This window comes from Haloarcula sp. CBA1131 (assembly GCF_008728975.1).
Taxonomy (GTDB): Archaea; Halobacteriota; Halobacteria; order Halobacteriales; family Haloarculaceae; genus Haloarcula; species Haloarcula hispanica.
Genome location: NZ_RPCY01000001.1, coordinates 690,914 through 710,595, shown reverse-complemented (window position 1 = coordinate 710,595; position 19,682 = coordinate 690,914). Strand labels below are relative to the sequence as shown.

At 64.5% G+C, this 19,682-nt stretch carries 18 protein-coding genes and 1 tRNA gene; 4 read left to right on the top strand and 15 right to left on the bottom strand.

Annotated features, from left to right (window positions below):
- Positions 1 to 58: 58 nt before the first annotated feature.
- The 9 genes from Har1131_RS03645 to Har1131_RS03605 all read right to left on the bottom strand — a co-directional run bounded on the left by Har1131_RS03645 (position 59) and on the right by Har1131_RS03605 (position 6,310).
- The gene (locus Har1131_RS03645; protein ID WP_151145082.1) at positions 59 to 1,675 is read right to left on the bottom strand and encodes a MarR family transcriptional regulator; all 1,617 of its coding nucleotides are present in this window, start codon (positions 1,673 to 1,675) and stop codon (positions 59 to 61) included.
- A 142-nt stretch (positions 1,676 to 1,817) separates the two neighbouring features.
- Complete coding sequence (locus tag Har1131_RS03640) at positions 1,818 to 2,015, bottom strand: sigma factor-like helix-turn-helix DNA-binding protein (protein ID WP_151145079.1); 198 nt, start codon at positions 2,013 to 2,015, stop codon at positions 1,818 to 1,820.
- On the bottom strand, positions 2,012 to 2,275 hold the full coding sequence (locus Har1131_RS03635) for a hypothetical protein (protein ID WP_004590698.1): 264 nt from the start codon (positions 2,273 to 2,275) through the stop codon (positions 2,012 to 2,014). Before Har1131_RS03635 ends, Har1131_RS03640 begins: the two co-directional genes overlap by 4 nt.
- Before the next feature lie 191 nt (positions 2,276 to 2,466).
- Positions 2,467 to 2,538 (bottom strand) — tRNA-Ala (locus tag Har1131_RS03630).
- 138 nt (positions 2,539 to 2,676) lie between these two features.
- Positions 2,677 to 2,988, bottom strand: coding sequence for a 30S ribosomal protein S10 (gene rpsJ, locus Har1131_RS03625; RefSeq protein WP_004515425.1), 312 nt, complete (start codon positions 2,986 to 2,988; stop codon positions 2,677 to 2,679).
- A 3-nt stretch (positions 2,989 to 2,991) separates the two neighbouring features.
- Complete coding sequence (gene tuf / locus Har1131_RS03620) at positions 2,992 to 4,257, bottom strand: translation elongation factor EF-1 subunit alpha (protein ID WP_005537153.1); 1,266 nt, start codon at positions 4,255 to 4,257, stop codon at positions 2,992 to 2,994.
- A 277-nt stretch (positions 4,258 to 4,534) separates the two neighbouring features.
- Positions 4,535 to 5,479, bottom strand: coding sequence for a homoserine dehydrogenase (locus tag Har1131_RS03615; protein WP_014041478.1), 945 nt, complete (start codon positions 5,477 to 5,479; stop codon positions 4,535 to 4,537).
- Entirely contained in the window at positions 5,476 to 6,009 is a 534-nt protein-coding gene (locus tag Har1131_RS03610; RefSeq protein ID WP_008307542.1) for an amino acid-binding protein, read from the bottom strand. Before Har1131_RS03610 ends, Har1131_RS03615 begins: the two co-directional genes overlap by 4 nt.
- A gap of 79 nt (positions 6,010 to 6,088) precedes the next feature.
- The gene (locus Har1131_RS03605; RefSeq protein ID WP_014041479.1) at positions 6,089 to 6,310 is read right to left on the bottom strand and encodes a hypothetical protein; all 222 of its coding nucleotides are present in this window, start codon (positions 6,308 to 6,310) and stop codon (positions 6,089 to 6,091) included.
- Between the two features lie 105 nt (positions 6,311 to 6,415).
- On the opposite strand from Har1131_RS03605, the gene Har1131_RS03600 reads away from it, so the two are divergent.
- Positions 6,416 to 7,510: a peptidase gene (locus Har1131_RS03600; protein ID WP_014041480.1), complete on the top strand. Its 1,095-nt coding sequence runs from the start codon at positions 6,416 to 6,418 to the stop codon at positions 7,508 to 7,510.
- Positions 7,511 to 7,706: 196 nt separating this feature from the next.
- Here the strand turns inward: Har1131_RS03600 and Har1131_RS03595 are convergent, their stop codons facing one another.
- The gene (locus Har1131_RS03595; protein WP_014041481.1) at positions 7,707 to 9,893 is read right to left on the bottom strand and encodes an elongation factor EF-2; all 2,187 of its coding nucleotides are present in this window, start codon (positions 9,891 to 9,893) and stop codon (positions 7,707 to 7,709) included.
- 279 nt (positions 9,894 to 10,172) lie between these two features.
- On the opposite strand from Har1131_RS03595, the gene Har1131_RS03590 reads away from it, so the two are divergent.
- The 3 genes from Har1131_RS03590 to Har1131_RS03580 all read left to right on the top strand — a co-directional run bounded on the left by Har1131_RS03590 (position 10,173) and on the right by Har1131_RS03580 (position 15,525).
- Positions 10,173 to 11,366: a PLP-dependent aspartate aminotransferase family protein gene (locus Har1131_RS03590; protein WP_050037154.1), complete on the top strand. Its 1,194-nt coding sequence runs from the start codon at positions 10,173 to 10,175 to the stop codon at positions 11,364 to 11,366.
- 70 nt (positions 11,367 to 11,436) lie between these two features.
- On the top strand, positions 11,437 to 12,228 hold the full coding sequence (locus Har1131_RS03585; RefSeq protein WP_151145076.1) for a DUF5781 family protein: 792 nt from the start codon (positions 11,437 to 11,439) through the stop codon (positions 12,226 to 12,228).
- 153 nt (positions 12,229 to 12,381) lie between these two features.
- Complete coding sequence (locus Har1131_RS03580) at positions 12,382 to 15,525, top strand: PAS domain S-box protein (RefSeq protein WP_151145073.1); 3,144 nt, start codon at positions 12,382 to 12,384, stop codon at positions 15,523 to 15,525.
- Between the two features lie 54 nt (positions 15,526 to 15,579).
- On the opposite strand, the gene Har1131_RS03575 is transcribed toward Har1131_RS03580, so the two are convergent.
- The 5 genes from Har1131_RS03575 to Har1131_RS03555 all read right to left on the bottom strand — a co-directional run bounded on the left by Har1131_RS03575 (position 15,580) and on the right by Har1131_RS03555 (position 19,680).
- Positions 15,580 to 16,290, bottom strand: a complete 711-nt coding sequence (locus tag Har1131_RS03575) for an energy-coupling factor transporter transmembrane protein EcfT (RefSeq protein ID WP_050037157.1) — start codon at positions 16,288 to 16,290, stop codon at positions 15,580 to 15,582.
- Positions 16,284 to 16,988, bottom strand: a complete 705-nt coding sequence (locus Har1131_RS03570) for an energy-coupling factor ABC transporter ATP-binding protein (protein ID WP_050037158.1) — start codon at positions 16,986 to 16,988, stop codon at positions 16,284 to 16,286. Before Har1131_RS03570 ends, Har1131_RS03575 begins: the two co-directional genes overlap by 7 nt.
- Positions 16,985 to 17,563: a biotin transporter BioY gene (locus Har1131_RS03565; protein WP_050037159.1), complete on the bottom strand. Its 579-nt coding sequence runs from the start codon at positions 17,561 to 17,563 to the stop codon at positions 16,985 to 16,987. Before Har1131_RS03565 ends, Har1131_RS03570 begins: the two co-directional genes overlap by 4 nt.
- Positions 17,564 to 17,630: 67 nt before the next feature.
- Positions 17,631 to 19,010, bottom strand: a complete 1,380-nt coding sequence (locus Har1131_RS03560) for a PQQ-dependent sugar dehydrogenase (RefSeq protein WP_151145069.1) — start codon at positions 19,008 to 19,010, stop codon at positions 17,631 to 17,633.
- Between the two features lie 49 nt (positions 19,011 to 19,059).
- Positions 19,060 to 19,680 (bottom strand): 30S ribosomal protein S7, encoded by a 621-nt coding sequence (locus Har1131_RS03555; protein ID WP_014041489.1) that lies wholly within the window; start codon positions 19,678 to 19,680, stop codon positions 19,060 to 19,062.
- Positions 19,681 to 19,682: the final 2 nt, after the last annotated feature.

Genomic DNA, 19,682 nt, shown 5'->3' with positions numbered 1-19,682 from the left:
GCAAAACAAGCGGTGTTTTCGGGGTGCTGGACAGTGATGCCTCTCAGCAGGCGGGCCGCTACCCGGTGGCGAGCCAGCGCCAGGCCGTCCCTCGCGAGCCGTCCGCGAGCTGGACCTGGGCCTGCCGGTAGCGCTCTTCGGGCATTCCCGCGTCTTTCCACACCCGGAAGCCTTCACGAATCGCTTTCCCGTGCTTCTCGATCTCTCCGAACCGCAGGGTCATCTGTGCCTCTCGGGCGTCCTTTACATCGATACCATGGCGGGCTGCCCATGCGATGAACGCGCTCATCGTATTCTCCAGCCCACGTTCGGCTGCTTCCGCGGCCTTCGCCGCGGTATCGACAGCACGGCGAGTGGCTTCACGCGCCTCGTCGACGGCGGCGTGAACCATCTCTGCGACGTACTCCGACCGGAGCGACACGTCGGCATAGTCCGATATCACCAAGTCTTCCATCTCTCGAAGCGCTCGACGGACACTCTCGACATGACGGCTGTACTCGTCGGCTATATCCGCCGGAGCAACCTGCCCGCCGTCTGCCACCAACATCTCCAGTGCTTCCCACTGCACCGGCGAGAGCCCGTCTGAGAGATGGCGCACGACGACACTCTCCTGCTTCTGCTCGACTCGCGTCAGATCCAAGCCCACCGGTTCGGGGCCGGAGTGGTCTACCTCCGGCTCGAAGTACGAATCTTCGACAAATGGGCCGGAACCAGATGGTGCGATGTCGATACCCGCATCGGCCAGTACCGACAGCACAGTCTGGTCTAACTCCCGTTCCAGCGTCTCCAAGTCGCGCCACCGGACAGTTTCGTCATCATCCAGCAGCGAGGCCTGCAGAGACGAGCCGACTTTCGGGTGGGATAGCGGATGGTCGTCGGGCACAGACAGCGCCTCGCGGGCGTAGTAGTGCTTCACCTCCTTGGGGAGGTGGTGGTCGGGGAACGCCTCTCGAATCCGCTTCGGGCCGAGTGTGGCCGTGTGGTAGTATCCTGGCAGGTTCCGCCCGCGCTCGTCGTCATCGTTCTGGACGATCTTCCGATAGCCACGACGATCTGACTCCAGGAGGTGACCCATCGCCGCAATCGGCCCATCGCGAGCATGGACCGGTCCACTGGCGTCGCGATGAACCCGGGCATACTTCTCGGCGTCCTGAACGTTGCTGTAGGAATGTGGCTCCTCGAAGTACCGACCGGTGACACCGATCTCGATGGCTGCCCGCTGCAGTAGTTCGGGATATCGGCGAAACTCGATATTCGAACCCTTCACGCGGACGTTCACACCTTCGCCGAAGCCGTCCGGAACGGGAATCTCGATACGGCTGCCGTCGTCACGCTCGCCCTGCATTCCGGGCCAGCGTGGGGCAACATGGGCTACGAAATCCTGCTGACCGACCGAATCCTCTTCGGGATGACGGGCGACCTTCAGCCGGTACTCGCGCATATTCTGCAGCTGCCAGTCCGTGCCCTGTGGCGTCCGCTCGCCGGGGTGAACGATATTGCTGTCCTGGTAGGAGAGGCGAACGACCCACCGCTCGCCGTCCTGCAGGAACTCGCCGCTCTTTGACCCCTCACCAGCCTTGACCTCACTGTCCAGTGCGAAAAACGGCGCAAGGCCGTCGCTATTGAACAGGAGATTGGCGTGGAGTTCGTGAGGGGCCAGCCCTATCGTTCGCATCGCCCCCCGTCAGTTTCGACGGCGGCCACCGCCCGCTCGACCTCGGCTTGACTCTTTGCGAGAGGTTGGAAGTTTGTCCAGTCGAACTGAAGGGGTTCGCCTGCTTCTACGTCATATAATTCCGAAGCACGAACGAACCCAGTCACGCCGGAACCACCTCCAGTTTCTCGCGAGCACGACCAAGGAGGTTGCCAACAGTACCGGGTGAACGGCCAGTCTTGCGGGCGTACTCCCGTGGCCCATACTGGCCCATGCCCACAGCCTCGTACACCTCTCGCTCGGCGTCAGTCAGTGACGACAGGTCTGGTTCGTAATCGAAAAGCGACGACTGTGGACTCACAGACTCTCACCTCCGTCAGTCCGTGCTTCCACTCGACCGCCCTGATTCCGCTGTGGCTGGTCTTCCGGATCGGGGTAGTCGAGTTCCTTCCCAGCTGCAGTACCCCGCGAGATACGGGGCATACAGTCACAGGCTGGACAGCGGTGGGCGATATCATCGCCGTCGCCGAAGGTGCGCCGGAAGTCACGCGAAACGTGTGCCCCGCAGTGCTGGCAGTTCGACTTCTCGATAGTTGCGTTCTCGACAAGTCGGTTACTCAAGAGAAACCACCCCCGCTCGGGAAGCGGCCAAATCCTTCGCAAAATCGCAAGACTGCACCCCAGATGATTCGTAACTGTTCGTGGTTCGATTTGATTTCGAGTTTATACGCAGATGGATCTGCGAGTAAGATTCAGTTAGAAGGGCGTAGCTGACGCTTTTCCGGATAGTTCGCCAGAACGAAGTAACGCCATGGACTCGCCGGGATTTGAACCCGGGGCCTCTTCCTTGCGAAGGAAGCGATCTGCCACTGATCTACGAGCCCGCGTGGTCTGCCACTCGAACGCGGAGTTATAAAAACCCTGCGCGTGAGAGCGGCCTTCGATAGCGATTCACACTGTCCCGGCCAGCGGTTCGGTCGGGCTACACAACGACGCTGTCGCGAAGCGACAGGTCCCGAGGCTCAGTCCTCGAGGACGATCTCGATGGAGACGTCGTTGGGAACCTGGATGCGCATCAGCTGGCGCAGTGCCCGTTCGTCGGCGTCGATATCGATGAGCCGCTTGTGGACGCGCATCTCCCAGTGTTCCCACGTCGCGGTCCCCTCACCGTCGGGGGACTTGCGGGTGGGAACCTCCAGCGTCTTGGTGGGGAGCGGAACCGGACCGGAGAGTTCGACGCCGGTCTTGTTCGCGATCTCCCGCACGTCGGCGCAGATGTCGTCGAGGTCCTCGGGGCTTGTGCCCGCGAGCCGAACGCGTGCCTGCTGGGACATACGTTATCGCTCGTTGACGCTGAGGACTTTGCCGGCGGCGATGGTCTGACCCATGTCGCGGATAGCGAACGAACCGAGCTCCGGAATCTCGGAGGACGGCTCGATGCTGAGCGGCTTCTGTGGGCGGACCGTCACGACGGCGGCGTCCCCGTTCTGGATGAAGTCGGGGTTCTCCTCGGCGACCTCACCGGAGGACGGGTCGATCTTCTTGTCGATGGACTCGACAGTACAGGCGACCTGTGCCGTGTGGGCGTGGAAGACCGGCGTGTACCCTTCCGTGATGACGGACGGGTGCTGCATCACGACGATCTGGGCCTGGAAGGTCTCGGCGACCGACGGCGGGTCGTCGGCCGGACCGCAGACGTCACCGCGTCGGATGTCGTCCTTGCCGACGCCGCGGACGTTGAAGCCGACGTTGTCACCGGGCTCGGCCTTCGGGACTTCCTCGTGGTGCATCTCGACGGTCTTCACTTCACCGGAGACGTCAGACGGCTGGAAGCTGACGTTGTCGCCCGTGTTCAGGATACCCGTCTCGACACGGCCGACCGGGACCGTACCGATACCGGAGATGGTGTAGACGTCCTGAATCGGCAGTCGGAGCGGCGCGTCCGTCGGCGGCTCCGGAGCCGGCAGGTTGTTGAGTGCTTCCAGCAGGATTTCGCCGTCGTACCAGTCCGTGTTCTCGGACTCCTCGGCGACATTGTCGCCTTCGAACGCCGAGAGCGGGATGAACTTGGCGTTGTCAGGGTCGAAGCGGACCTGTGTGAGGAGGTCCTTGACCTCTTCGACGACCTGCTTGTACTCGGACTCGCCGTAGTCGACGAGGTCCATCTTGTTGACACCGACGACGAGCTCGCCGATGCCCAGGGTGCGGGCCAGGAACACGTGCTCCTGAGTCTGCGGCTGAACGCCGTCGTCCGCGGCGACGACCAGGACGGCGTTGTCGGCCTGGGACGCGCCGGTAATCATGTTCTTCACGAAGTCGCGGTGACCAGGACAGTCCACGATGGTGAAATCGTAGGCGTCGGTGCTGAACTCCTGGTGGGCGATGTCGATGGTGACACCGCGCTCACGCTCTTCGGCGAGGTTGTCCATGACGTAGGCGAACTCGAAGCCGCCCTTGCCCTTCTCCTCGGCTTCTTCTTTGTGCTGTTCGATGACGTGCTCCGGTACCGATCCTGTCTCGTACAGGAGTCGGCCGACGAGCGTGCTCTTCCCGTGGTCGACGTGGCCGATAATGGCCAGGTTCTGGTGTTGTTCGTCGCTCATTGTTATCTCTCACGCGCAGAGGCGCTGTATCGGGTTTATTAGCTGGTGGTTCATAAAACGATTTCGAAAGCGTGTAAGCGTCAGCCCGTCGCTTTCTTGCGATTCGGCACGACATGGCATGGTAGTGTGGCACCCAATAGCTTGGTCAGGGAGAACGACCGATACCGGCAGTCACGGCCGGGTTTGTGTCCTTCGGAGTGACAAACGGGACTGCCAACTGAGGGAAGCACAGTGAATAAGAGAACGATACAGGCGCGTCGGAAATCCCGCTATCTCGTTACAGTCGGCCGATATCGGCAAGCACCGCGCTCGCGGTTTCCGGGCCGCCGGCACCGCGCCCGGAGATGTTGAGCTGGCCGGCGTGTTCGGTCTCTAGCTGCGCGATGTTCCGGGTCCCGGAGACGGCAAGCGGCGCGTTGTCCGGAACGAGCCGCGGGCCGACGCGGACGGAGCCCTCGACGACCTCGGCGATGAGCCGAACGGTCCGGCCGTCAGCCCGTGCGAGTTCGAGCGCACTGCCGGAGATATCCTGAATGCCCTCGACTTCGGCGTCATCGAGCGTGTATTCCGTCTCGTCATCGGCCAGGACGTTCGCGACGATGACGCCTTTCAGCGCCGCGTCGGTGCCGTCGACGTCGAAGGTCGGGTCAGCCTCGGCAACGCCGAGGTCCTGCGCCTCCGCGAGGACGTGCTCGTAATCGAGACCCTCGGTCGCCATCCGGGAGAGGATGAAGTTCGCCGTCCCGTTGAGCACCCCGCGGACGGCGGTAATGTGGCTCGGGTCGAAGTCGTCGATGGTCGAGAGGACCGGCATCGCGCCGCCGACGGTTGCCTCGAACAGCACGCTCCCCTCGCTTTCGCGTTCCAGCGCGCGAACGTCGGCGTACCGCTCTGCGACCGGGCCTTTGTTCGCCAGCACGGCGTGGCGGTCCCGTTCGAGTGCGGCCTGAACGTGGCTGAACCCCGGTTCGGCGTCGCCGAGCGTCGTCGGCGTCGCCTCGACGAGTACGTCGTACTCGGCCGAAAGCGCGTCTTCGGGTGCGGCACTGCCGACAACGCCGTCGGTTCGCTTCCGGTCGAGCACCTCGGCAGTGTCAATGCCGGCGCTGTCGATGACGGCACTACTGGAGTCAGCGAACGCGGTGACCGAATGGCCGTGGTCGCTCGCTAATTCGACGACGCTGGAGCCGACTGCACCGGCTCCGATGACGGCGAGCCTCATGCCTCACCTCCCGCAGCGAGCGGTTCGATGACGTGGAGCCCCTTCTCGTCGGCGACAGCACGAATCGAAGTCATCGTCTCGTCGACTGCCCCTTCCTCGGTCGCCAGTCGGATGCGCGCGCTGGAGGCGTCGTCGGTCCCCTCCGGTGCCGACAGCGAGAGGTCGGTCACGGTCGCGTCCGTGGACTCGTGAATCCGCGAGAGCGTGTCAGAGAGGTCTGTGTTGACGAGATGGCCGGTGAGGATGATCGTCAACGCCTCGCTGTACTGCTCGGCCCCGGCCTGGATGACGTTGATGCCCGCGTCCCGAAGTGCGTCGACGATTCCGTCGAACCGCTCGGGGGTCGCCTCCAGGTCGACCTCCACGGGGATGTGGCCCCGCGGGGTCACGTTCCCCCGCTCGTGGAAGATAGAGAGGAGGTTCCCGCCGTTCGTGGCGATGGGCTCGAGCGCCCGCAGCAGTTCGCCCGGTTCGTCGACCAGCTCCAGCCGAACTGTGTAGGACCGTACCTCGTCGGTCGAGTCGCTCATCGCCCGCTCACCTCCTGGGTATCTCGGCTCATTGTGGATGACTCAGCAGGGGCACGTATAAGAAACCGTTCGTTTGGTCTCAGGGCAGAAAGCGGTCGTACAGGTCGTCGATCCACTCGTTGTACGCCTCGCCGCGAGGCGACCCCCAGGGATTGCGTGAAAAGTAGTACATCGCCGCGAACATCCCCGCAAGCGTCAGCGCCAGCCCCGTCGGCAGGACGAGATTCCAGATGAACGTCGACGTGCCGGCGATGACAGCAGCGACGAGAAGGTCCACAATCTGGTGAAGGCGGTCACTCATACCCTGCCGTTCGGTTCCGGGTGACCTAAGCGTGGGGCTCCGCCGTCGTGACAGTCGCGGGCAGGGAACGCTACGTTTTTTTCCTACCGGTGAAGCGTGTCGTATGTGCACGCCCTCCAGTCAGCCCCGATAGCGATAGGTACGGCGGCGTTCCTCGTCGGTGTCCTCGCCGTCGTCGGAGCGGGCATCGGCGCGCTCGGAAGCGCGGTCGTACGACGACTCTCGAACCCCGTCGCCAGATACCGGCAGTTGTTCCTCGGCATCATACTCCCATTCACGCTGCTGTCGTACGTCGTCTTTCTGTTGCTCGGACTCGGCCACTTGATCGCCGGCGGGCAGACCGGAGTGGTCGGAGCAGTGGTAGCGACGTTCGCCGAGCTGCTCGCCGCCGGCACCGTCGGACTGGCCGCCTACGCGCCGACTGTCCCGGGTATCCGCAGCGTTCGTGACATCGAACTCTCGACCGGTCGGGCGGTGGTCCGGATGGGACGGTACGTCCTCGGAATCACTGCGTTGGTGACTGTCGTCGTGGTACCGCTCGAAACCGGGCTGTCGCCCCCCGGACTGCTGGCTCTCGTTACCGTTTTCGCTGTCACCGTACAGGCTGTCTCCCCGTGGTTCATCCCGCTAATCCGGTCGGTCGATAGACCGGACGAACCGACAGCGGAGACGCTGGAGCGACTCAAAGAGCGTGCGGGACTGACTGTCCGAGACGTCCGGGTGTTCGACACCGAACAGGAGAGAACCGCGAACGTGACCGTGCGCGGCTTCCCCGGGTATCGCCGCCTGTTCCTGACGAGCACGTTCCTCGACGTGTTCGACGACGAGACGGCGACGGCCCTGCTCGCAATCCAGGCCGGCCGCCAGAACGCCCGAGTCCTTGCCCGGGTCGTCGGCGGCCTGCTTGTCGCAGTAGTTCCGCTGTTCGTGGCACTGGCCGACGTCGGCCCGCTGTGGCCGCTTGCCGGCGCAAGTCTCGGACTCATCGTCGCCAGCCTGTGGGTCACCCGCCGCGGTGTCCGGGCAGCCGACGACTACGCGGCCGACCGCGTCGGCCCCGATGCCGTTGCCGACGCCCTCGAACGGTACGCTACCGTCCACGAAATGGAGCCGTCGAGACGACGACTCGCGAACCCGTTCTCGAAATCGCCACCGCTGGGGAACCGAATCGACCGGTTGCGGGAACAAGCGGGAGAATGAGAGCAGTCCTGTAGCGGGGCAGAGACAAGAGAAAGCGGGCAGACAGCATACCGCGCGCCGGCGGCGCGCGGTTTCACTCCGAGCGCGCTCACAGAGCGCGACTTGGAGGTCGTTTTTAGCGTAGATTTTTACGAGGAGTGGTTCCCGCAGCGCCGCCATCGGCGGCGCGAGGAAACCCGACGAAGTAAAAAGGTACTTAGAAGTAGTCGATAGCCGGGTTCAGTTCCTGCTTCATGCCCTTGCGCTCGCGGATCTCGCTGATCTTGTCGGGCTGGAGGTTGTCGGCAAGGACCTGGAAGCCGGCGTTCTCGGTGTTCCAGGAGGCACGGCCCTCAGTGGCCGAGCGGATGTCTGAGGAGAAGCCGATCATCTCGTCGACCGGGGCGACGCCTTCGACGACCATCAGGTCGCCTTCCTGGTACATATCGTCGACGCGGCCACGGCGGCCCTGAATCTCGCCGCTCGCAGCGCCCATGTGGTCGTTGGGCACGTCGATGCGGACCTGCTGAATCGGCTCCAGCAGCTTGATGCTGGCGTCGATGAGCGCGTTGTGGACAGCCTCGCGGACGGCCGGGATGACCTGGGCCGGGCCGCGGTGGATGGCGTCCTCGTGGAGGCGGGCGTCGTGGAGACGGATGAGCGACCCCTGGACCGGCTCGGACGCGAGCGGGCCGTCGTCGAGGGCTTCTTCGAGGCCTTCGATGACGAGTTCCATCGTCTCGTTGAGGTGCTGGATACCCTTCGTCTCGTCGAGCAGGATGTTGGTCCCGTGGATGTGCTCGATGTTCTGGGAGTCGTCCTTGTCCATGCCGGCTTCCTGCAGCGCTTCACGGCGCTCCAGTTCTGGCATGTCCATCGACGCCTCGCCCATCTTGATGGTCTCGACGATGTCCTCGCCGAGCGGCTCGATGCTGATGTAGAAGCGGTTGTGGTTGTTCGGCGACCGACCTTCGACTTCGCGGCTCTCGTTCTGCGGGGCCTCGCGGTAGACAACAATCGGCTCACCGGTGTTGATCGGGATGCCCTGGTTGCGCTCGATACGCTGGCCGATGACTTCCAGGTGGAGTTCACCCTGCCCGGAGATGAGGTGCTCGCCGGTGTCCTCGTTAATTTCGACCTGGATGGTCGGGTCTTCCTTGGCGACCTGCTGGAGCGTCTCGATGAGCTTCGGCAGGTCGTCCATGTTCTGTGCCTCGACGGACTTCGTGATGACCGGCTCCGAGATGTGCTCGATGGACTCGAATGGCGTCATCTCCTCGCTGGAGACGGTGGAGCCAGCGATGGCGTCCTTGAGGCCCGTGACGGCGGCGATGTTCCCGGCGGGAACGTGCTCGACTTCCTCGCGCTCGCCACCCATGTAGATACCGACGCTCTGGATGCGGTTCTTGCCCGCAGTTCCGGAGACGTACAGCTCCTGCCCCTTCTCCAGCGTGCCGGAGAAGACACGACCGGCGGCGATTTCGCCAGCGTGGGGGTCGACACCGATGTCGGTGACCATCAGGACGACTTCGCCGTCCTCGTTGACCATCGCCATGTCCTCGGCGAGCTGGGATTCGGCGTCGCCACGCCAGATACGCGGAACTCGCATCGGCTGGGCGTCGACAGGGTTCGGGAAGTGCTCACACACCATGTCGAGCACCACGTCGGACAGCGGCGTGCGCTCGTGGAGTTCTTGGCGGTTGTCGTTGCGCTCGAGCTCCATGATTTCGCCGAAGTCCATGCCGGTCCGCTGCATCGACGGCATCGAGACGCCCCACTTGTACAGCGCGGAGCCGAAGCCGACGGTTCCTTCCTCGACGGAAACCGTCCAGTCCTCGATGTCGTCCATCTCCTCGGTCATGCCGCGGATGAGGTCGTTGACGTCCTGAATGACCGCGAGCAGGCGCTCCTGCATCTCCTCGGGTCCTTCCTGAAGCTCGGAGATGAGGCGGTCGACCTTGTTGATGAACAGCGTCGGCTTGACGCCCTCGCGGAGCGCCTGCCGGAGCACCGTCTCGGTCTGGGGCATCGCGCCCTCGACGGCGTCGACGACCACCAGCGCGCCGTCGACGGCACGCATCGCACGGGTCACGTCGCCACCGAAGTCGACGTGGCCAGGGGTGTCGATAAGGTTGATGAGGTGGTTCTGGTCCTCGTATTCGTGGGTCATCGAAACGTTAGCCGCGTCGATGGTGATCCCACGTTCCTGTTCGTCTTCCTCAGTGTCCATCGCCAGCTGTTCGCCGGCGGTGTCGTCGGAAATCATGCCGGCACCGGCCAGCAGATTGTCTGTCAGCGTCGTCTTTCCGTGATCGACGTGAGCAGCGATGGCGATGTTCCGGATGTGCTCCGGATCGTCCATCAGTGTCTCACATTCTTGGACGATTTTCTTACGTCGGCCCATTATACAGCTTTCTATCAACAGCAGGGTCAAAAGGATAGTGTTTCACTACGGCCGTGACCGCTCGAAATCCGGCCGTTCGCGTGTCATGGTCTGGCATTCCGAACGGTCGGTGCACTGCTGGCTGTGTCTTCGTGCAGATAGTCGCTACCTGTGGGGCAACCCCTCACGGGAGAACAACCGACAGTATAGTCACGGGAGTATACCCAGCGATTATAATTATTTGCAGTCGGATGAGTAATGATTGCAAAGGTATTAGCGCCAGCCAGCAGACGGAAGCGTATGACTCGGCGTCCACACCTCGACACGATTGCAGTCGATACCGAGACGGCGTCAGCAGCAGGGGATGTCACGCTCCCGATACACCTCTCGTCGACCTACGAACTGGCCGGGCTCGACACGGACCTCTCTCTGGAGGACGTCGACCCCGGTGAAGGCGAGTTCCTCTACTCGCGGCTGTCGAACCCGACACGACACGGCCTCGAACAAGAGTTAGCCGCGCTAGAGGACGGAGAGCGAGCCTATGCCTTCAGTTCGGGGACAGCGGCCGTTGCAACAGCGGTGCTCTCACTGGTCGAACCGGGCGACCACGTCGTTGCGTTCGACGACCTGTACGCGGGCACGCGACGGATGTTCGAAACGCTGTTCCGGGACCAGCTTGGCGTCGACGTGGAGTTCGTCGACGCGACTGACGCCGACGCTGTCGCGGCCGCGATGACGCCGGCAACGGAGTTAGTCTGGGTCGAGACCCCGACAAATCCGTTGATAAAACTCTGTGACATCGACGCGATTGCGGCCGTCGCTGCCGACTACGGCGCGACGGTCGGGGTCGACAACACCTTCGCGAGTCCGTACTTCCAGCAGCCGCTGGCCCTCGGCGCGGACCTCGTGGTCCACAGCACGACGAAGTACCTCAACGGCCACAGCGATGCCGTCGGCGGCGCACTGATTACTAACGACCCCGAGGTGGCCGAGCGGGTGGAGTTCCGCCAGCAAATCGCGCTCGGGAACATGCTCGCCCCGTTCGACAGCTATCTCATCTCGCGGGGCATCAAGACGCTGGGTGTCCGGATGACTCGCCACGAGAACAACGCCATGGCCCTCGCGCAGTACCTCGACGACCACGAGCGCGTCGAAACGGTCCACTACCCAGGGTTAGAGAGCCACCCACAGCACGACCTGGCTCGCGAGCAGATGCAGGGCTTTGGCGGCGTGCTCTCGTTCGAACTGGCCGGAGACATGGCCGACGCCAAGCGCTTCCTCGAAGCGTTAGAGACGGTGACGCTGGCAGTCAGCCTCGGCGGCGTCGAGAGCCTGGCGGAGCTCCCGGCGGCGATGACACACGAACCCCTCTCACCGGCTGCGCGGGACGAACTCGGCATCTCTGACACGCTTATCCGCCTTTCGGTGGGTATCGAAGCCGTCGAGGACCTCCGGGCCGACCTGGAGCGCGGTTTCGCGGCGATTGAGTCCTGAGCACCCGCTCTGTGCGAACGCTGCCCCCACCCGTGGATTAATAGCTCTGCGACCCATGAGAAGGTGACACATGGACGTGCACGTGCAGGGTGGGCCGGCCGAACCGTTTCTCGGGGCGCGGGACCTCTTCTCGACGGAACACGACCTGAACCGACCAGTGACTGTCCGGATCCGGGAGGACCCCGACGAGCGCACCCGCGTCAGCCACAGCGACGATGCCCACCGGCTGACAATCTCCCGCCAGGCCGCGACGAGCGCGATGGCCCGCGAACTGGCGTTACACGAATACGCGCACATGCACCATCACGAACGGGAGCATCCGTCACACACCCAGTCGACGCGGGAGGCCATCTACCTCGCGCTGGCGGGGCGCTCGGTGGAACAGCGAAAGCTCACGCACTGTTACCAGATCGCCAACCACATGAAAGACGTCTACGCCGACGACATCTGGATGCCGGTGGTGCCCGGCGACAAACTGGTGCCGTTTCTGGAAGCCAGCCTCGCGGCCGCCGTCGCGGACCGCCCCGGCGACCCACCGACCTGGGACCGCTCGACGTCACCGACCCGAGTGCGCCACCCCAGCGAACCGGCCGCACGGCTGACGCCGGCTGCAGACCCGGATATCACGGCCGTCAATGCGGCGTTCGCCCTTGCGCTGTGTGAGCGCCACGACCTGGTCGAACCGGACCACCGGCTGTACGACCTCGCCCACGCCGCGGCCCAGGACGCCGAATCGGTCGACCTCACGGAGTTCAAGCGCCACTTCGCCTCGCTGTCGCCCGAGCCGAACGAGTCCGAGTTCCGGAAGGCGCTCGTCGACGTGACTCGCGCGTACGCCGGCGGCGGCCGAGCGGCAGACTGAAACCGAATGTCCCGGGAAGACCGGCTCACTGACGGCCGGGTGTTGTCACACGCAGGCGATAGCCTCGTCGCCACCGACTGCCGGCTTCGCTTGCGCGCGAACACAAATTAACTGGCAGAACTGTTTTTGCGTGGACTTGTGAACTAGTTGACTATGACCGAGGCGCTTCGCGGCCGGCATCTCGACGGGGAAACCGATGTCGTCGGCGAACGGATTCAGGTGTTACACATCGACGACGACCCTGATTTCGTGGCTGTCGCAGCGGATTCCCTGGAGGCTGCGGACGACCGGATCTCCGTCGAAACCGCGACCAGCGCACGAGACGGGCTCGACCAGCTCGCCGAAAACGGATTCGACGCCGTCGTCTCCGACTACGATATGCCGAAGATGAACGGCATCGATCTGCTCGATGCGATTCGGGAGACGAACCCGGACCTACCGTTCATTCTGTTCACCGGCAAGGGCAGCGAAGAGGTGGCCAGCGAAGCTATCTCGATGGGCGTCACCGACTATCTACAGAAGTCGTTCGGAGTCGAGGTGTACGAGCTACTGGCCAACCGCATCGAAAACGCGGTCTCCGAGTACCGCGCGAAGCGACAGGCCGCCGAGTCAGAGCGCCGTGTCCGGGAGCTCACTGAGGCAACCAACGATATCCTCTGGGAGTTCACAGCCGACCTGAGCGAAGTCCTCGTGATCAACTCCGCCTACGAGGATATCTGGGGGCGGTCAGTGGCCAAGCTCCGTGACAACCCCTACGATTTCCTGGACGGTATCCATCCCGAGGACCGCGAGCTGATGAAAGACGCGATGCGGCGTCTCATGCACGGCGAGTCGGCCGACGTCGAATGCCGTGTCAACGCAACGGAGGAGTATCAGCGCTGGGTCTGGATACAGGGCGAGCCAATCACGAACGACGACGGCGAGGTCGTTCGCGTGGCCGGGTTCGCCCGTGACATCACCGAGCGGCGGAATCGCGAGCGCGAACTCGAAGCCACCAAGAACCAGCTCACAGAGCACAACCAGACGCTCCGGAAGCTCTACGAGATCAGCGCCGACCCCGACGCCTCGTTTGAAGAGAAGATACAGGCGGTTTTGGACCTTGGTCGGGAGCGCCTTGGGACCGCTGGCGCGTTCCTGTCCGCGAACGATACTGACCGCGACGAGTTCACCGTCCGCTATGCGAGCGGGAGCGACGAACGGCTCAAGCCAGGAACCGTCACACCGCTGTCGGAGGCGTACTGCCGGAAGATGATCGACACAGGGAGCGTCATGGCAATCGCCGAAGCGTCCGATGAGGGGTGGGCCTCGGACCCGGCATACGACCGCTGGGAATACGAGACGTACATCAGCGCCGAGGTCCGTGTCCGTGACGCACATTCAGGGAGCCTCTGTTTCGTCGACCGGGAGGCCCGCAAGACCCCCTTCACCGAGGACGAGAAGACGTTCGTCCATCTCGCGACGCAGTGGGTGAGCTACGAACTCGAACGCCAGCAGCGCGAACAACGCCTCGAACGGTACAAGGAGTACACCGACGACATGCTGGACGCCATCGACGACGTGTTCTACGTCCTCGACAGCGACGGCCGCTTCCGGCGCTGGAACGAGAGTCTGCTGAACGTAACCGGCTACTCGGCCGCCGAAGTCGCCGGGACCTACGGAGCCGAGTTCTTCCCGGCGGAGTATCGGGACCTCGTTGGGGCCGCTATCGAATCAGTGTTCGAGGGCGACACGACCCGGGTGGAAGTGCCGTTTATTACGAAATCGGGGGATCAGATCCCCCACGAGTTCACGGCGACCCGCGTCGAAGACCCCGACGGGAACCCGATGCTGGCCGGCATCGGCCGGGACATCACCGAACGGAAGGCACGCGAGCAGGAGCTTACGCGAACGAAGGAACTCCTCGACCAGGCCCAGCGGATCGCGAGCGTCGGTGGCTGGGAGATAGACGTGACGAGCGAGCCGCCGGAGATGACGGTGACAAGCGAGTTCTACCGGATACACGGGCTGACTCCGGACGACGAACTGACCGTCGAGTCTATCGTCGACCTGTACCACCCCGACGACAGGGAGACCGTCATGACCGAGTTCGAGCGGGCGATAGAAACAGCAGAGGGATACGACATGGAGGTGCGTATCGGCGACGACGACCACGACCGATGGGTCCGCGCACTGTGTGAACCAGTCACCGAGAACGGCGATGTTGTCAAACTCCGGGGCTCTGTCCAGGATATCACGGACCGAAAGCTCCGGGAGCGCGAACTGGAAGGGACTCGCGAGCGGATGGAAATCGCGCTAGAGACCACTAATACGGTCGTCTGGGACCGCGAGTTCGAGTCCGGCGGCCTGTCGTACTACCCCGGGTCCGAGACGCTGTACGGCACCGACATCGAGTCGCTGGACGAGTTTTTACCGCTGGTCCATCCCGAGGACCAGTCGGAAGTCGCGGCCCGAATCGAATCAGCGACCGAGACCGGCACGTACGAAGCCGAGTTCCGAATCGTCCGTGACGGCGAGGTCCGCTGGATGGAGGCAAAGGGCCGCGTCGAATCCGACAGCGACGGGACGCCAGTCCGGGCAATCGGTATCGACCGTGACATCACCGAGCGCAAGCGCCGCGAGCAGGAACTGGAGGACACGAACGAACGTCTCGAAGAGTTCACGAGCATCGTCAGCCACGACCTCAGGAACCCACTATCCGTCGCCGAGGGACGCATCGAACTGGCCCAACAGGAGTACGACAGCGAACACCTCGACAGCGCCAGCGACGCGCTCGCGCGGATGCGGACGCTCATCGACGACCTGCTCGCGGCCGCTCGCGACGAGCAGTCAGCGGTTGACGCCGGCGTAGTGGCGCTCACGGACACGGCCGAACAGTGCTGGCACAACGTCGAAACCAACGACGCCGAACTCACTGTCGAGACAGACGCCGTCGTTCGTGCTGACAGGAGCCGATTGGAACAACTGCTCGAGAACCTGTTCAGTAACAGTGTGGAGCATGGCTCCACAAGCAGTCGGCCGGGGGCCGGCGACAGCGTGGAACACGGCAGCGACGACGTGACGGTTACCGTTGGAGAACTTGACGACGGCTTCTACGTCGAAGACGACGGCGATGGCATCGACGAATCGGAGCGGTCACGCGTGTTCGAGACCGGCTACTCGACGTCAGACGCCGGGACGGGGTTCGGGCTCTGGATCGTCGCGGAGATCGCCGACGCCCACGGCTGGACGGTAACTATCGACGAGGGGAGCGAGGGCGGCGCACGGTTCGAGATTACCGGTGTCGATATCGTGGAGTGACAGAATAGCGAAACCACCATCCACCGTTGTACTCGGGCGCACACAGGCGACCGGCTAAACCGGAACGAGCGGCGACACCGACAGCGCGATGCCGACGGCGAGCACCGGGTAGTCACGACGCTCGAAGGCAAGCGGCGGCAGCGTCGGGTTCCACGCGAAACAGCGGGCCCGCAGGGCGACGGAGAGCCGGTCCGAGCGGTCGAGGGTCCGTTCCAGCGACCGAACGGCAAGCAGCCGAACGCGGTCCCGTAGCGGGCGGGCCTCACCGCCGCGAGCGTGGATCGCATCGCGCACCTCCCGAACGTCCGCGAGTACCAGCGGGAACAGTCGGACGACGAGCGCCATCCCGATACCGAGGATCTGGCCGGGCTTGCCGGGGATCAGGCGCTGGACCGCCGCCCGGGTATCCCGGACTGGCGTCGAGGTGAGGTAGGCGGCGCTGACGAGCAACACCGGGAGGATGCGCCCGACGTGCAGGGCCGAACGGAGCGCCGGGTCGACCCGAAACCACGGCGGGCCGAGCGCCACGCCGGCGACGACCGGTGCCAGCGCCAGCACGGCGAGGACGACCCGGTAGGAGCGGAGGACGGCCAGCGGCGAGAGCCGTGCCGCCGCGAGCGTCCCCAGCGCGAACGCGGTCGTCCCGACGAGCCACGGGAGCGTGGGGTGTGCGACCGCGGCGATGGCGAGCCCGAACTGGACCAGGAGCTTCGACCGCGGGTCCAGCCGATGCGCGAACGTCGAGCCGGGCCGGTAGCTCAACATCGTGGGTCGCGGATACCGAGGTCCGTGAGGGTATCGAGCGCTTCGGATGGCGACGCATCGAGCACGACCTGCCCATCCTGCAGCGCGACGAGGCGGTCGGCCCGCTCGTGGAGGTCCCGGAGGTCGTGCGTGACGACGATGATGCCCGTTCCATCGGCGGCCAGCGCGTCAAGGTGGTCGAGCACCGACTCCCTGGCCGGCCAGTCGAGGCCGACGAGCGGTTCGTCGAGCACGAGGTAGTCCGGTTCCATGGCGAGCGCCCCGGCGATGGCGACGCGGGCCTGCTCACCGCCCGAGAGAGCGTCGATGCGGCTATCCGCTGCATCGCCGAGGTCGACGGCGTCAAGCGCCGTTTCGACCCGGCGGTCGATCTCGTCCCTGTCGAGGCCGAGGTTCTCCGGGCCGAAGGCCACGTCAGCCGCCACGGTCGCGGCGACGAACTGGTCGCGGGGGTGCTGGAACACCATCCCGATGCGTGTCCGGGCGACGACCGGGTCGTCCGTCACGTCGGTCCCGTCGACGGTGATCGTTCCGGCGTCGGGCGTCAGCAGGGCGTTGAAATGCCGGACGAGCGTCGTCTTGCCGCTCCCGTTCGGTCCGACGAGCAGGCAGTACTGACCGTCGGGTATTGACAGCGTGAGCCCGTCGAGGACGTCGACGTCGCCGTACCGATAGCGCAGGTCGCTGACCGCTATCATCGACCGTCGAGATATCCGCCCTGCACAACGGCGACTGCGATACCGAGCTTCAGGAGGTCAAGTGGTATGTACGGAGCCATCAGAGCGGTGGCACGAGTGAGCGGAAGGCCGGCAACGAACGACATCCACGGGATGCCGATAGCGTACACGACGGCGATCGCCGCGGTGAGCGCGACGACCTGCACCGGGACAGAGAGATCAGCGACCGGTTTGGGCGCTATGCTTCGGTGTGCGATAGCGCCGGCGACGACCGCGCCGACGAGGAACCCGACGAGGAAACCGCCGGACTGGCCGGCGATGACATACCCGATACCCGCGTTCGCGTTCGAGAACACCGGCGCACCGGCGATACCGACCAGCAGGTACAACAGGAGCGCGACGCCGCCCCACAGCGGTCCCAGTAGCAGTCCGGCGAAGAACATCCCGAACGGCTGCAATGAGAATACCACCGGCAGTCCCGGAAGCGGGATAGATATCTGTGCGAGCGCCGCGGTCAGCGCCGCGAGCAGCACCGCCTTCGTGAACAAGCCCACAGTCTCGTCGTCGACGAGGTCGACAGATTGCTCTGTTGCCATGGGTCTCCCTCTCTCGTCAACCGAAATATAGCCAGTGGTTCACAGAGCGGGTGCCCGCCCGCGCTGGTCACTCGGCCGGCGTGATGCGGGCGAGCACGTCGTCGCGCTCCCGCGGGAAGCCGTCGCCGGCCCGTCCGTCGCGGTTCGACGTAACGAGGTAGAGGCCGCCGTCCGGCCCCTGCTCGACGTGTCGAATCCGGCCGACTTCGTCGGCCAGCAGGGAGTGGGTCGTCGCGGTGTAGGCGTCGTCGGTCCAGTCAGCGTCGTACACCTCGGCGTCGTCACCCGGTGGCAGGTCCCCACCGGCCGGCGTCAGCGTCGTTGTGAGGAGTTTCTGGCCCTTCAGGCCGCCAGTGAGCAGTCTGTTCCGCAGCGACGGCACGGCGTCGCCGGTGTAGAACAGCGACCCGGAGGGAGCCCAGCCGCCGGCGTTGCCCGTGTTTGCGAGCGGGCGGCGGACCTCGGGGCCGGCGTCGGCGTACTCCTCGTGCTTGCGGGTGTCTGGCCAGCCGTAGTACCCACCAGCCACGAGGCGGTTGAGTTCGTCCCGCCCGGTCGGGCCGTGTTCGGAAGCAACGACAGTGCCGTCCGGAAGCCACGCGATCCCCTGTGGATTCCGGTGGCCGTAGGTGAACACCCGCGGGTCACCACCGAGGTCCGGGTTCCCCGGAGCGGGGTCGCCCGCGGGCGTCACGCGAAGGACCTTCCCGCCGAGCGAGTCGGTGTCGGCGGCCAGTTCGCCGGACCCGGCGTCCCCGGTCGTAATCCAGAGGTAGTCCTCGGGGCCGAACGTGAGCCGACCGCCGTTGTGTATCTTGCTTCCGGGAATGGCGTCGACGAGGACGGACTCCGTGGCGGCCGGGTCCTCGGCCGAGACATCCATGGCGACGACCCGGTTGACCCGCTCGTCGTCGGTTGTCGTCGTGTAGTAGACGTACACTACCGGCGGCTCGGGGTAAGTCGGGTGCGCGGCGACGCCGAGCGTGCCGCCCTCACCGCCCGTTACCCACCAGCCATCGTCGCTCGATTCCGCGTCGATGACTGCCGCCGGTTCGGTGACTGTTCGGACGCTGCCGTCCACAAACGAGAGGACGCGGCCGACCCGCTCGGTGAGAAACAGCGTTCCGTCCGCGGCAAACGAGAGGTCCCACGGGATCTCCAGATCCTCGATGAGTGGTTCGGTGGCGAGCGGTGTGTCTGTTGGCGACGCGGTCGGAGCCGCCCAGTCGGTGTCGGGTGACTGGCTGCGCTCGTGGCTAATGGATACGTCGTAGCGGTCCAGCGCCCGAGCCGGGTCTGCCGTCGTTGTGGTTGTCGGTGTCGGGTCCGAGCTACCGTCCTGTGACCCGGACTCACCGCGACAGCCGGCCAGCGCGGTCGCTCCGGCGGCGGCGAGTGCGGCGAGATACTGGCGGCGAGACCCGCCGTCCCGGCACGGTTTTCGCATAGATTTCACTGCAGAACAAAGAAGAATAAAGATGTCGGAGACAGCCGTGTTAGCGAGCGGCGGCCGCGACGCGTTCTTTCTCTTCTTTCTGGTTGACCGCGTAGGCCTGGACGTCGTCGTTAGCAGCGCCGATGAGCTGCTGTGCGAGCGCCTCGGCGGCGCTGGTGGTGGTCTTGAACGAGCCACCGTACACGCCCTCTGCGATGAACTTCAGGGCCTGGTCGACGCGGCGCTGTGGCGCGACGTCGACGGCCTTCGGGACCGAGATACCACCGTATTTCAGGCGGACGGTCTCCTCTCGCGGGGCGCTGTTCTCGACAGCACTGACGAGTACCTGAATCGGGTTCTCGTCGGTGCGCTCGTGAACGATTTCGAACGCCTCAGTGACGATGGAGGTCGCGAGCTGCTTCTTGCCCGTGTTCTCGTCGGTCTGCATCAGGCGGTTGATGAGCCGCTCGACGATGCTGATCTCGCTTTTCTTGAACTGCTTGTCCGCGTGTCGCCCCATCGTGTGGGCGATCGGCGTGACAGTGATGTAGCGCTCGGTCGAGGGGTCGGAGTACTCGATGTCCGCGATCTCCCACTCGCCGAACAGCTTCGCACGGGCCGTCTCCGGCTCGCTTTCCGCAGCCTCGTCAGCGTCAGCCTCGGGTGTGTCTTCGGCACTCATGG